The organism is Mycolicibacterium sp. HS_4_1 (genome assembly GCF_054515875.1).
Genome location: NZ_CM137261.1, coordinates 5,947,855 through 5,961,835 on the forward strand (window position 1 = coordinate 5,947,855; position 13,981 = coordinate 5,961,835).

The following is a 13,981-nucleotide window of genomic DNA, read 5'->3' on the forward strand; positions in this document are numbered from 1 at the left end:
GTGAGCGACAATTACGGGTAGTAGCTACCGGAGGGCAGTGCCATGACAACAGACCGCGTCGCACTTCCAGACACTGCGGACGCCGAGTGCGTGGACTGTGGTTACACACCTGAGCTGAAGCGAACCCTCGGCGGCTTTCAGGTCTTCGCCGTGTCGTTCGCCTTCATCTCGGTGGCGGTGGGCATCTTCGGCACGTACGACGATCTGTTGCGGACCACGGGACCGGTCGGCATCTGGCTGTGGATCATCGCCGCAATCGGGCAGACCCTCGTCGCTCTCGTTGTCGCACAGTTCGCGGCCCGCATCGCGCTCAGCGGATCCTCCTATCAGTGGGCGTCACGGCTGGCCAGTCCCAAAGTGGGCTGGCTGTTCGGCTGGCTGACGTTCTGGTACCTCGCGACCGCCGCGGTGGCTGTCGACAACGCCTTGGCCAGCCAGGCCCTGATGCCGCTGCTGGGTATGGGCGAAAACGAGGACACGGCGCGCCTGATAACCATCGCGGTGCTGATCATCCAGGCGGCAGTGGTCATCGCGTCAACGCGCTTGCTCGGTCTGATCACCTCCGGCGCAGTCGGCTTGGAGCTGGGCATTGTCCTCATCCTGGTACTGATCCTCGGGATCGTCATGGCGGTCACGGGCAGCGGCCACGTCGGCAACCTGACCACCCGCGGGATCACAGCAGGCGCCGGCGACTATTACGCCATCGGCGGCGGGCTGATGGCCGGCATGATCATGGGCCTCACCACGCTGGTCGGATTCGACTCCGCCGCCAACCTGGCAGAAGAAGCCAAAGACCCGTTCCGCAGCGTCCCGCGCGCCATCGTGGCCTCGGTGGTCGCGGCTGGTGCGGCGGGCCTGGTGTTTCTGATCGCGCTGACCATCGCGATCAAGGACGTCGACGCCGTGAGCCATAGCGGTTCGCCGGTCGCGCTGATCATCCGGGAACAACTGGGGCCTACCGCCGAGCGAATCTTGTTGGCCGGCATCGTGTTGGCCATGTTCGGCGCCGGCATGGTGGTGATGGCCGCGTGCTCGCGGCAGGCCTTCGCCATGGCGCGCGACGCTCGGTTCCCCGGCCACCGAATGATCCAGCGGGTCAACCCACGAACCCAGACTCCGATAGCGGCAACGCTGTTGATCCTCGCGGTCGGCATCGTGTTGATGGCAACACTGCACGGGTCAGCGCTCATCCAGCTGATCATCGCGTCGACGCTCCTGCCGGCGCTGATCTACGGCGCCATTGTCGTGCTGTATCTCGCGGTGCGAAAACGATTGGAGAACAAAGAAGGTGGGTTCAGCCTCGGCCGCTTCGAGTTGCCCGTAGCAAGCATCGCATTGGTCTGGGTCATCGTCGCGATCTTCGTGCTCGTGACACCCTCCATGGCACGCGTGCCGAGCATCATCGTGCTCGGCCTCATCGCCGCCGGCGTCGCATACTTCGCCAAGATGCTGGTGTTCAATCGCGAGGTCCTCGACACCGAACCCGGCATCGACGAATTCGCCGCGCCATCGGCCGGCCGATGAGTCGTCTGTCATCTCGCCCTGGAACACTCACCGGGCGAGTCGTCTGCCCGGACGATGAGGACTACGCCACCGCAAGGGCCGGGTTCAACCTGCTCTACACGAATCGACCGGCGGCCATCGTATTTGCCAGGCATACAACAGATGTCGTCAACGCATTGACCTGGGCACGACAGCACGACGTACCCGTCCGCTTGCGGAGCGGGCGGCACTGTCTCGAAGGGTGGTCCACCGTCGACGACGGACTGGTCATCGATGTCAGCGAGATGAAGTCCGCGTCGATCGACACCGAAACACATACCGCGACAGTCGGCGCGGGTCTGAACCAATCCGAAGCGGTGGCGGCACTCGGGCGGGTGGGCTTCGCGGCGCCGACCGGCACCGAGGGCACTGTCGGGTTGGTCGGCGCAACGCTCGGCGGTGGGTTCGGGTTGCTGACCCGCGCCTTCGGCATGGCCTGCGACAACCTCCGCGCAGCTGAGATCGTCGTCGCCACCCGGGATGGCGGAGCCGACGTCATCGTCGCCGACGAAACGAACCACCCTGATCTCCTGTGGGCGCTACGTGGCGCCGGTAACGGAAACTTCGGCGTCGTCACCTCGATGACGTATTCGATTCATCCACTGCCACAGGTGATTTACCTCGTGGCGCGATGGTCCGGACTCGACCACCTGGCCAGAGTGTTCGAGTCCTGGCAGGAGTGTGCGCCGTTCCTGGACCATCGCCTCACGAGTCAATTGGAGATCCGTCGCGACGAGATTGCCATGGTCAGCGTCCTCGCGTCCGGATCGAAGGTCGAAGCGCTGGAGATGTTGGCGCCGATCCTGTCCATCGGCACACCCCAAGTCGACGCGGCAGATTCGGCGTGGCCCGATATCTTCGCGAGCTTCCAGATACCGCTGCATGAGGAGCCTGCGAACTGGAAGTTCCTCTCCCAGTTCATGACTGACCCATTTCCGCCGGAAGCGGTACAGATCATCGATACTTACATGTCAGTTGCTCCCACGCCGGCGTGCAACTACTTCACCAATGCACTACGCGGAGCGGTCACTACCAGCGAGCCGCGCGGCGGCGCCGCTTACGCCCATCGTTCGGCACTGTTCTACGCCGAACCCGGAGCGGGATGGGGCACCCGCGGCGGCACCCCAGCATCAGACGATCCACTGACCGAGACCTGCCTGCAGTGGATCGCCGAGTTCGGTGAAGCATTGCGGCCCTATACAAATGGCGCCTATCCCAATGTCCCCAACGCCGGTATGCCCGACTGGCAGCATTTATATTGGGGATCCAACGTCGACCGGCTGTACACCGTCAAAGCCAAATACGACCCGGAGAATGTGTTTCAGTTCGAGCAGAGCGTTACACCGTTGACTTAGACCCCCGTCGGAAAATCTCGAAGGCGCCTCGGCGCAACTCGGCGGGCTGGTCGCCGCCTCCGGCTGGGTGGAGCACACCCCGACGAAGAGTGCACCCGCCGCCAGAGGAAGAGCACATGCCGCTGTCCCACGGGGTGGGAGCTCGCCCGCCGGTGACGAATAGATGTGATTGCCTGCTCACGCGGGCGGACCCGCGCTGTGAGGCGTCGAAAGGAATTGCTGCGATGGCAGATTCGGATAGCTTGTCGGATGTGGTGGCGGTCGTCACCGGTGGCTCACGCGGTCTCGGCGCGTCGATGGCGCGGCACATCGTGGCCGGCGGCGGCAAGGTCGTGATCGCCGACGTCCTCGACGACGAGGGGCGGCAACTGGCGACCGAGCTCGGGAACGCGGCGCGCTACACGCATCTCGACGTCACCGATCGCGCTCAGTGGGATGCGGCGGTCGCGCTGACGGTCGCGGAGTTCAGCAAGATCACCGGCCTAGTCAACAACGCCGGCATCTCCACCGGACAGTTCATCGAGCACGAGCCGCTGGAGCACTTCCGCGCCGTGCTCGACGTCAACCTGGTCGGTGTCTTCAACGGCATACAGGCCGTGATCGCGCCGATGCGCGCGGCCGGTGGCGGCTCCATCGTCAACATCTCCTCGGCCGCCGGCCTGATGGGCCTGGCCCTGACCGCCGGATATGGCGCCTCCAAATGGGCGGTCCGCGGTCTGAGCAAGATCGCTGCCGTCGAACTGGGCACCGACCGCATCCGGGTCAACTCGGTGCATCCCGGCATGACCTACACGCCGATGACGGCGCAGGTCGGCATCCAGCTGGGCGAGGGCAACTACCCCAACACACCGATGGGTCGCGTGGGCGAGGCCGACGAGATCGCCGGTGCGGTCACTTACCTGCTGTCGCGTGCGGCCTCGTACGTCACCGGCGCCGAGATCGCGGTCGACGGCGGCTGGACGACCGGCCCCACCGTCAAATACGTGATGGGCCAATAACTCAGGAGGCGACCAGCCAATTGGCGAGCGGAATCAGTGCGCCGCGTTGCGAGCCAGATCGATGGCGAACGACTTCACGAAGGTGCCCGCACCGGGCTCCCCGCGGCCGCACGACCCGTCGGACTCACCGACCCGCTTGACCCAGAGGTACGCGTCGGCGTGCGCGCCGGCGGTGTCGGTGGTGGGTGCAGCACCCAGTGCGCGGCCATCGGGGTTGCACCAGTACATCGGGTCGCCCTCGGCCGGGCCGGCGCCGTTGCGCGAAGTGTCGATGACGTAGTGCGCACCATTGGTGAGGCCGGAGATCGCCTCGCCGTAGCCGATCTCCTCACCGGTGGTGAAGTAGTTCGTCGTGTTGAGGCTGAAGCCCCGTGCCTTGGCGACACCGACATCGTTCAGTCGCGACGCCATGGTCTCGGCGCTCACCCAGCGCGAGTGCCCGGCGTCGATGTAGACCGCTGCGGCCGGATCGCGGGTCAGCGTGTCGACGGCGTAGCGGATCAGGTCGAAGCGCTCCTGACGCTGGCCGCCGGACAGGCAGTCGGCCATCGCGAGTGCGTCGGGCTCGACGATGATCGCCGCCGGCGAGCCACCCAGGCCCGCCGCGACGCTGTCGATCCACGCCCGGTAGCTGTCGGCCGACCCGAATCCGCCTGCGGCGTAGCTGCCGCAGTCGCGGTGCGGGATGCCATACAGCACGAGCACGGGAGTGGCGCCCGCGGCGTTCGCCGCGCCGGCCAGCCCCGCGACCGTGCTGCCGACGGTGGAGGCCGGGAACGCCTGGTCCAGCCAGTAGGCCTGCGGCGTGTTGGCGATGGTGGTCAGCTCGGGGCTGGGTGGGTCGGACTGGGCGGCGGCAGCCCTGGCCTTCGAGATCGGATCGGCGTAGAAGGGCCGGCCGGCCAGCGGGTTGCTGTCGTCGACCAGGCGGATCGCGGGGCCACCGTCGCGCAGCGACGGCACGGTGACGCCGCGCGGCGCCGCGTCGAGGGAAAGGCCAAAGGTCGCGACGGCGGCCACGGCGAGCAAGGGAGCAGTCCAGCGGGCAATGACGCCAACAGCTGAGGAGATCACCTCAGAAAAAATAGTGCGACCAAGTCAATAAGCGCCAATCGGGGGCCAAAGTTGGTGTGCGAGTGATCAATGTGGCTATGTGCCGATGCCGCCCGAGGCCTCCGCAGAGTGACCGCCCGTCAGTGCTCTGTGCCGAGCGAGCAGAAGGACAGGACGACGGTGCCGCCGAACGAGGTGGACAGCCGCGCCTTCGTCTCGGCCTCTTGCTGGGTCTGAGCGACGCCGGTGCCCCACAGGAGGCTGTGGTTGAACGGGTTGGGACTCGTCGCGAGCGCCGCGCATTCGTTGTCGCCCCACACCACGATGCGGCAGTCGGTGCCGCCCTTGTTGAGGCAGTACCCGACGGCGTCGTACTTGGCCTGGTTCGCGTCCAACAGGCTCTGGGTGTAGCCCCACTGGCCCGTCGCCGGCGAGAACGCGATGGCGAGGTACCTGTTGACACCGGCGCTCGCCGGGCCGGCCGAGCCGAGCGCGCCGGCGATGGCTCCGGCGGCAAGCAGGGCGGCAGCAGCGGCTGAGCGGCGGCGGACGGATACAGCGGTCATGGCGTTCTCCTTGGCTGGTCGGAGCCCCCCGTGGGCGCCGTTCACCAGCTAGGAGCAATCAGCCATCGCCATCCGGACACTTTTCAGGACGACTTTCTAGATCTCCGGGATGCGCTCCGGATGCAGCATCTCGGCGTAGCGCAGCTGCTCGGGAATCCCGAACCCGTCGACCAGCACCTCGGCGTACGGCCGGAGCTTGCGGCAGCGGTCGTTGATCCCGGCGGTGACGGCCTTGGCCCGGTCCATGGACAGGAAGCGGTGCTCGATGTACCAGGCCTTGTCCTCTTCGATCACCGACAGCGCATACAGATCGCACACGAGGCCGAAGAGCTCTCGGGTCTCAGGATCCGTGCACGCGTCGATGCCGGCGGCGAAGGACTCGAACACGATGCGGTCGATGTGCGCCGACGCCGCGTGCAGCACGTGGTCCTGCACGGAGTTGAACGCCTCGAACGGGCTCATCTCCTTGGAGTTCGCCTGCAAGCGTCGGGCCACCGTCGACAGCAGGTAGTCGGCCCGGTCCTCGAACATTTTGGCCTGGGTGCCGCGGTTGAAGAGACTGCCCTCTTCCTCGTTGTCCTGCCGACCGTCGAGGAGACTCTGCAGGATGGTCTCGGTGCCGGCGCTCCTGCGGACGCGCTCCCGGGCCGTGCTCGTGGCGAACCGCACCCACTCGAATGCGCTCATCCCTTTGATGTCGTCGGCGTACTCGGTGAGCAGATGCTTGGCCACCAACTGCGTCAGGACGTGGTTGTCGCCTTCGAAGGTGGTGAACACGTCCGTATCAGCTTTCAGCTCGATCAACCGGTTCTCCGCCAGATACCCGGCACCACCGCAGGCTTCGCGACACTCCTGGATGGCCTTGGTGGCGTGCCACGTCGCGGCGGCCTTCAGGCCCGCGGCCCGCGCCTCCAGTTCACGTTGCACCTCACCGTCGGGTTCGGCAACCGCGGTCAGATCATGCAGGTCCGACACCAACTCGTTCTGCGCGAACTGCAGCGCATAGGACTTCGCGATCAACGGCAGCAGCCGACGCTGATGCACCAGGTAGTCCATGACGAGGACTTCCTCGTCGGTCTGTGTCGTACCCCCCGGTCGCTTCGCTCCTGCCCCTGACGGCGCCTCGAACTGCCTGCGCTGCAGCGCATACCGGGTCGCGATGTCCAATGCGACGCGCGCGGCCGCCGCGGCGCTCCCGCCGACCGTCACCCGACCACGGATCAGCGTGCCCAGCATGGTGAAGAACCGCCGGTTGGGGCTGTCGATCGGGGACGAGTACGTCCCGTCCTCGGCGACGTCGCCGTAGCGGTTGAGCAGGTTCTCCCGCGGGATCCGCACGTGGTCGAACTGAATGCGGCCGTTGTCCACACCGGGTAACCCGCCCTTGTAGTGGCAGTCCGAAGTGCGGATGCCGGGCAGGTCGTTGCCGTACTCGTCGCGCAGCGGCACCACGAAGCAGTGCACGCCATGACTCTCGCCCTTGGTGATCAGCTGCGCGAAAACCGCTGCCACCTCGGCCGATTCGGCCGCACCGCCGATGTAGTCCTTGCGCGAGGTGCGGGTCGGTGAATCGATGACGAATTCCCCGGTGGCCGGATCGTAGGTTGCGGTCGTCTCCAGGGACTGCACGTCACTGCCGTGCCCGGTCTCCGTCATGGCGAAGCAGCCGACGAGATCCAAGTCGATGGCCTTGCGCACGTACGCCTCGTGATGACGTTCCGTGCCCAGATTGTCGATCGCGCCACCGAACAGACCCCACTGCACCCCGGCCTTGACCATCAGCGACAGATCACTCATGGCAAGCATCTCGATGCGGGCGATGGTTGCGCCCGCATCGCCGGTGCCGCCGTGGCCCTTCGCGAAGGCGTCCTCGGCGGCGCCGCGCGACGCCATGTACTTCATCTGCTCGGTGACCTTGGCACGGGCCATCACGGTGTCGGGGGTGTAGTGCGGCTTGAACAGTTCGATGGAAAGTTCTTGCCGAATACGGTCTTTCACCTCGCGCCAACGTCCATCGAGGACGTAGCGGAGATGTTCGGCGGTCGTCGTCACAAGGGCCCCCTCCATCGCACGGTCGCGTTGACGACCGAATGGTCCATCTAGCGTTCGATGCTGATTCCGTACAGATCAATACTGTGCGGCAGTGACTTCTGCGGGTTCAGCGTAGCGCCGCGCAGCACCGGAGTGGATCCGTTGAACACGTGCGCCAGGAAGGACTGCCCCAGGAACACCGACAGTCCGGCGCCCGGACAACCCTGCGGGCCGTGGCTGAAGAAGTTGTACGACCAGTCGCTTCCGGCATCCCCGCTGACCCACTCGCCCGGTGAGAACCGGTCGGCGTAGGGGATCCGGTCGCGGTTTCGGTGGTTGAACACGTTGTAGATGAGGACCTGCTTGCCTTCGGGCAGCACTGCGCCACTGGGGAATTCGATATCCCGCGTCGCGACCCGTCCGAACAATCCCGTGGTCGGCCACAACCGCATGGTGTCGAGCAGGCACCCGCCGAGGTACTTCAGCGAGGCGATGCCCTGCCCCGAATTGATGTCGGCGGAGGCCATCTCCGCCCGGACCTCATTCAGGTTCTCCGCGTGCGTGGAGAGCACCGCGAGCGTCCGGAATGCGTTGGCCGCCAGGGTATCCCCCATCGCGAACAGCCAGTGGATGACCTGGCTCGCGGGGCTCGCGGTCTCCGGCGGGGCAGTTTCCGCGATGAGCGCGGCCAGACTGCCCGGCTCGGGATCGGTCAGGTAGGACTCGATGTGGGAGACGAATTCCGGATAGCCGGCCGCGGGCTCGCCGGGCATCCCATTGCCGGCGGACATCAGTTCGCCGAGCTGTGAGGTGAGCCGAGTATCGTCGGCGGCTTTGTCACCGAAGACCACACACCGCGTCAACCGCTGGAATGCGGCGTTCCAGTCCGACCACCGCAGTGCCCCGGAACCGAGGCCCTCCACCGTGCGCACCACCTTCTCGACGAACGCCTGCGCCAATCGGTGCACCGGGTGCCCGGTGTCCAGAACGGCTTCGGCGAACCGGCGCCGGTCCTCCCACGGCTGACCGCGGGAGATGGTCAGTGCGTCGGGCTGGAACGCCGCCATGCCATCCCGCTTGGGCTTCGGGTCGGAGGCGAACGGGTCGGGTGATCCGCTCAACACGAACTCCAGGTCGTCGGGGTGATGCACCAGCAATGCCTCGTCGGCGACGACCCGCACGTAGAACGGACTGGGGCCGTAACTGCGGACCATGCCTTCGACGAGCTGGTACCCCAAGTAGTCCGAACTCAAACCGGATGCGATACGAGTGGGGAGTTCTCTCTTGTTGAACAGTCCCAGAAGGACATTCGGCACCCCGATCTGAGCGGTGAACCGAACGCCTTCGACGATGGATGCGTGCGGAAAGTCCTCGGCCATGGTTCGTCAGCCCCAGGGCAGGTAAGCACGGACGGAGTCGGCCAGTTGCACCACCGGGTTCTTCTTCCCTGGCACCGGTGCACCCAGCTTCGGCCATGGCGCGAACACCCGCTCGACGTCGCCGATCACCGGCTCCAGTTCCGGGTAGTGCCGCAACATGACGTCCTTCATGGTGTTGGTGTTGACCCAATCGAATCCGACCTGGGTGTACACCTCGGGCTTGAAGTCGTTGGTGAAGAAGCGGTCGCTCTTGAGCCGGCGTGAGGCCATCAGGATGAAGATGCGGAAAGCGGTGTCCGAGAACCCGAATCCCTTCGGCGGCTGCTCGGCCTGCATGCCGATCTGGAGATCGACGGCGTCGACGTCACCGTTGTAGACCTCGTTGATCTCCCGGGCCCACTGCTTGTTCGGGGTGATGTCGTCGACGGTCTTACGGCGCGGCATCCGCAGCGCTTCACGGAAGTCGTTGTACCGCGGCACACCTCGTTCGCGGTCACGCACGATGTCGAGGGTTGCGAGGTCGGTGACCTGGCCGTCGACGCGGGTGAGGTTGCGCAGCGCGTTCGGGTAGTTGTGCAGGCACACCGCGCCGGCGCTGGCCAGACCGAACGAGTACCACATGTCGCCCATCTGGATCTTGTCCATGAAGCCCCGGGTGTAGCTGCCCTGCAGCTGGGTGAAGTCTGCCTTGACCAGATGCTCACCGGACTCCAGCGAGAAGAAGTTCCAGTCATCCGGGATCAGCGGGTGCATCCGGTAGACGGAGACGAACTCCTCGGTGAGCGAGAAGGCTACGCCATGGTGGTCGGCCGACGATCCGACGACGCCCGAGAGGGCTTCACTGTCGCCGATCCGGCCGATCCTGTCGCGGAACGTTTCACCAAGGGCGCCATACCAGTTCGCGTTCATGCCGATCTGCAGCGCCGGGTGACGCAGCACGCAGGGCGTCCACTCGACGGTGTGAATCTTGGCGATCAGCGCCGACACCACGAGCACGCCGAGTTCGAAGAGGCGCTGGTCGTCGAAGCTGGGGTAGGCCTTCTTCAGTGCGTCGCACACAGCGTTGTGCTCACGCGCGAACATGGTGTGCAGCAGGCCGGTGCCGACCCAGTAGTTCTCTTTCATCCCGGTGAGGTCGATGCCTGGGATGTCGCTCTCCGGCAGACGGCCGCTCGGGTCGACCTTGACCTTGCCGTCGACGAAGGTTCGGATCTCGGCCTGGCGTTCCTTGCCGCTGCCGTACACCTGGGAGCCGTCCCACCAGTGGGTCTCCGCGTTGGCGAAAACTGGTGCGGGACAGCCATCGGCGATCTCGCCGCGCAACGGGATGGTGCACCGGATCTTCATCGGATTTTCGGGGAACTGGTCATCCGCGCTCAGCGGGATGTCGATGGTCTTGTCCGGGACGCCGTCGCCGTGGAAGAACCAGTTGTGGTTCTCGAACTGCAGCCACGCGGCGGCGAGGGCGTTGATGATGCCGGCGGGCTTGAAGTCGTCACGGGCCATCAGCCTGCGGCTGATCACGCGCGGGTCCGGCTTGAGGAGACGCTTGACGTCAGTGACGGTCATGGACAGCGGCACGTTGCGGCCGAAACCGGTGCCCTTGGCCCCCATGTGCGGGTCTTCGAGGTCGTTCCAGGTGCCGTCGGGCTGACGAGCGCGGCGCACCTCGTCGGTGGGCTGGCCCAGGTCAGTGGACGGCCGCATGCCGTACGCCTCGTACAAGTTGTGCTCGCGCAGCTCGTCGCGGGTCTTCGACAGCGCGTTCAGCTGCAGCAGGAGCGAGGGGTATTCGTGCCACTGGGACGGAATCATGTTGTCGCCATTTCTTTTTCGAGGTTTGCAGGTGGTCGTCGAATGATCTGAGGTCCGTCAGCGAGGCGTGCGCAGCGCGAAATATCCAATCTTGCTGTACCGGTCGGCCACGGTGTTGAACAGAATCTTGCCGAGGTAGACGCCGTGGACCAGCTCCACCAGCTCGTCGCGGATGCTGCGGATCACCAGGCGCGGATTGGATTCCACGTTGGCGTAATCGATGACCATCACCTGGCGGTCGGGGTCGTCCTTGCCGGCTTCGACATACGTGGCGAAATCGAAAGCGAGTTTGCCGGATTCAGCGTCACGCATGGAGTACAGCGGCCACAACAATTTGCCGACGAGACCGGTGCTGCGGGTCAACCGATTGTCGCCGGTGCCGCTGTCGGAGTCGAAGCGTTTGCCCTGCCACGGCATCCAGAGCGCGGTGACGGCTCGAGTCACCGTGTCGAGGGCGGGATTCGTCGTCGTCATGACCAAGATGCCCTCGGTAGGGCCGTCCAGATCGAGTGGTGGGGTACCCAGCCGGAAGAGCTCGCCCAGCTTCGCCTCGGCCGAGTCGGCGTCGTTGTCGGCCAGCGTCGACAGCTCGACGATCCAACTCCACGCCGCGTCAATCGCCCCCGATTGCCCCTCCCCCACCGATTTTCGCAACGACTCCAGTCTGTCGTCCGCTGCAGAATCCGCGGTGGTTCCCTGTTCGCTCATCGGCACCATTTCCGTTGAAATTAGAGCACCCGCGGAGCATGATAGTGATCTGCGCCACTCTTCGGGGGTATTTCAAGACGATCGCCCAAACTTTGCCGCCGAGGGCAGAAGTGCCTGATCAGAGGGATATATTCAGGATTTCCCGCCAGTTCACCGGCACCTCACCTGCCACTGGAGCCCTGTGAATACCACTTCGAGCCGCGTTGCAGGCCGACTGACGGGTGCGCGCGCAAGAGTTCGCTGCGCGCCGTCAGGCGCTGGCCGCCCAAGCCACCAGTGGGCTTGCCAAATTGGGCTTCGCCAGGGCGAGCATGCGCGAGCTCGCCCAATGCCATAACTGGCCAGTCGCGGGCTGGCGGCATCCAACTACGATGGAATGCCGGGTCCTACCGTAGGCGGAGACAAAGATCAGTCCGCGGCGCGATGCCTGCAGCCGTGTGTATTCGTAGCGTCGATGACATGACACAGGCACACGTCCCAGCTCTCGGGCATCAGCTGCGGGGCTGGATCGCACGATTCATTGCTGAGGCCTCGTGGTCCCGAACCCGGGTCCAACGAAGATCGCGACAACATGAGTACTACCCGCCCTCACTGGTCGGGTTGCTCGGTGACGCTGCGATGGAGCGCGAAATGCACCGGCTCTGAAGCTTTTTCGATGCAGTGTGGCGCTACCTGCCATCGCGGTTTGCCCGCCGAGCGAACTCGGCCGGTGAACACCCCACCACCCGGGCAAAAGCTGCACTGAAGGCGCTCGCCGAGCCGTAACCGACCTGTCCTGCCACAGCTGACAATGTGGGCCGCTCACCCAGTAGCAGTTCCTTGGCCCGAACGACCCGCCACTCCGTCAGGTACTGCATGGGCGGCATCCCGACCGTGCGGGAGAACCGCTCGGCGAAGACGGCCCGGGACATCCCCGCGGTGCGCGCAAGCTTCTCGACGGTCCATTGCTCGGCCAGGTCAGCGTGTATCGCCTGCAGGACCCAGGCCAGCGCCGGATCTGCCAGTCCCCCAAGCAATCCCCGCTCGACGGCACCGTGTTCAGTCTCGAATCGCCACGCCTCGATGAGCAGCACCTCCACCAGGCGCTCCAAGATGAGGTCCCGGCACCGGTTTCGGTCTCCGGCCTCTTCGGCGATCAGTTCCACCATGCGACCGAGCCGGGCCGCGCCTGGATCGTCCCGGCGAATCAGGATCGCGGACGGCAACAGCTGCACGATCAGCGCGGCGTTCGCCCGGTCGAATTGGAAGTATCCGCCCAGCATCCACATCGTCGGCGCACCGTCACCGTAGGCGACATCACAGTCGGCGTCGAGCGGCGTGTCCGTCGGCGCCAGGTCCGGATCGCTGGCCAGCACAAAACTCGGTGTCTCCGGCAGGAGCAGGAAATCGCCCGCGCGCAGCTCGATGGCGTCGCCGCCCTCCGGGATGAACCAGCACGTCCCGTCGAGGATCAGAGAGAAAGACGGATCGGCGTACCTCGGCTTGCGGATGCTCCATTGCCCGCCACCCGCCACGATCTTCGATCGCACCGCGCGTGGCTGCAACACTGCGATGGTGAAATCAAGCGGGTCCGTTGCCATTTCGACACGGTACTCGCGACACTCAATGGGCCTGCGCAGCGACCAGGGCTAGCGCGTCCGGGCCCGCCGCGAACCGGAGTTGGCCCGACGTATCGGTCGCGGCCGCGTAGACAACCTCGGCGACGTCGGACGCCGTCGTGAACACGTCGATATCCCCGAATGCGGCCATGACCGGTGCCCAGAAATCCTGGTACTCCGGCGGCAGCAAGCCATCCATCCGGGAAGCGCCATTGGCGGTGAAGTTGGTACCCGGCCCGTAGCCTGGTTCGACGAGTTTGGCTGCCACACCGAAGAATTCGAGCTCCAGTGCCAGCGAGCCAGTGAAGCCCTCGATCGCCGCCTTGCTCGCGGTGTACACCGCGGCCAGCGGCATCGGGGCCAATGTCGTACTGGAGGTCACGTTCACGATGACGCCGGACCGCCGCTCGCGGAACTGCGGAATAACCGCCTGCGTCATCGCAATGACACCAAAGGTGTTGGTTTCGAACACCTCCCGAGTCGTCGCCATCGGCGTGGCCTCGAACGCTCCCACTACCCCGACGCCGGCGTTGTTCACCAGCGCATCGATCTGGCCGACCGCCGCGATAGCATCGGCGATGCTCTGCGAGTCCGTCACGTCGAGGGCCAGCACCCGGATGCGGTCCGAGTCCGGCAACAGTTCGGGCCGCGGGGTTCTCATGGTCGCGACGACGCTCCAGCCCTGCGCGTGGAAGTGGCGCGCGATCTCCAGCCCGTAGCCCGACGAACAACCCGTGATCAACACTGTCTTCATAGGTCAAAACATAGACACGCTAGACGCGACGATCAATGCGTTTTCGTCTGAGATTCATGCGCGATCGTCTTGGCTCTGGATCCGGCCTGCCTGGTCAACTGCCCAGCGGTGAAAGGCCTCGACACGCAGTGACCGTACGGCGTGAGGTCTAGACATTCGCTCCCGGGTGCTACGCCGAATGT

11 protein-coding genes are annotated in these 13,981 nt (G+C 65.3%); 3 read left to right on the forward strand and 8 right to left on the reverse strand.

Going from position 1 to position 13,981, the window contains the following annotated elements:
* Positions 1-42: 42 nt before the first annotated feature.
* The 3 genes from ACX12F_RS28600 to ACX12F_RS28610 all read left to right on the forward strand — a co-directional run bounded on the left by ACX12F_RS28600 (position 43) and on the right by ACX12F_RS28610 (position 3,895).
* The gene (locus tag ACX12F_RS28600; RefSeq protein ID WP_459367590.1) at positions 43-1,524 is read left to right on the forward strand and encodes an APC family permease; all 1,482 of its coding nucleotides are present in this window, start codon (positions 43-45) and stop codon (positions 1,522-1,524) included.
* Between the two features lie 155 nt (positions 1,525-1,679).
* Positions 1,680-2,897 carry an FAD-binding oxidoreductase gene (locus ACX12F_RS28605; RefSeq protein WP_459367591.1) on the forward strand — a complete coding sequence of 406 codons (1,218 nt, stop codon included), beginning with the start codon at positions 1,680-1,682 and terminating at the stop codon, positions 2,895-2,897.
* Between the two features lie 224 nt (positions 2,898-3,121).
* Complete coding sequence (locus tag ACX12F_RS28610) at positions 3,122-3,895, forward strand: SDR family oxidoreductase (protein ID WP_459367592.1); 774 nt, start codon at positions 3,122-3,124, stop codon at positions 3,893-3,895.
* Positions 3,896-3,928: 33 nt separating this feature from the next.
* Here the strand turns inward: ACX12F_RS28610 and ACX12F_RS28615 are convergent, their stop codons facing one another.
* The 8 genes from ACX12F_RS28615 to ACX12F_RS28650 all read right to left on the reverse strand — a co-directional run bounded on the left by ACX12F_RS28615 (position 3,929) and on the right by ACX12F_RS28650 (position 13,799).
* The gene (locus ACX12F_RS28615) at positions 3,929-4,969 is read right to left on the reverse strand and encodes a glycoside hydrolase family 6 protein (RefSeq protein WP_459367593.1); all 1,041 of its coding nucleotides are present in this window, start codon (positions 4,967-4,969) and stop codon (positions 3,929-3,931) included.
* A 119-nt stretch (positions 4,970-5,088) separates the two neighbouring features.
* The gene (locus ACX12F_RS28620) at positions 5,089-5,514 is read right to left on the reverse strand and encodes a DUF4189 domain-containing protein (protein ID WP_459367594.1); all 426 of its coding nucleotides are present in this window, start codon (positions 5,512-5,514) and stop codon (positions 5,089-5,091) included.
* Positions 5,515-5,610: 96 nt separating this feature from the next.
* Positions 5,611-7,566: an acyl-CoA dehydrogenase family protein gene (locus tag ACX12F_RS28625; protein ID WP_459367595.1), complete on the reverse strand. Its 1,956-nt coding sequence runs from the start codon at positions 7,564-7,566 to the stop codon at positions 5,611-5,613.
* A gap of 47 nt (positions 7,567-7,613) precedes the next feature.
* Complete coding sequence (locus tag ACX12F_RS28630) at positions 7,614-8,924, reverse strand: cytochrome P450 (protein WP_459367596.1); 1,311 nt, start codon at positions 8,922-8,924, stop codon at positions 7,614-7,616.
* Between the two features lie 6 nt (positions 8,925-8,930).
* Complete coding sequence (locus ACX12F_RS28635; protein ID WP_459367597.1) at positions 8,931-10,739, reverse strand: peroxidase family protein; 1,809 nt, start codon at positions 10,737-10,739, stop codon at positions 8,931-8,933.
* A gap of 57 nt (positions 10,740-10,796) precedes the next feature.
* The gene (locus ACX12F_RS28640) at positions 10,797-11,447 is read right to left on the reverse strand and encodes a hypothetical protein (RefSeq protein WP_459367598.1); all 651 of its coding nucleotides are present in this window, start codon (positions 11,445-11,447) and stop codon (positions 10,797-10,799) included.
* A 668-nt stretch (positions 11,448-12,115) separates the two neighbouring features.
* On the reverse strand, positions 12,116-13,027 hold the full coding sequence (locus ACX12F_RS28645) for an AraC family transcriptional regulator (protein ID WP_459367599.1): 912 nt from the start codon (positions 13,025-13,027) through the stop codon (positions 12,116-12,118).
* Between the two features lie 22 nt (positions 13,028-13,049).
* Complete coding sequence (locus ACX12F_RS28650) at positions 13,050-13,799, reverse strand: SDR family oxidoreductase (RefSeq protein ID WP_459367600.1); 750 nt, start codon at positions 13,797-13,799, stop codon at positions 13,050-13,052.
* Between the last annotated feature and the right edge of the window lie 182 nt (positions 13,800-13,981).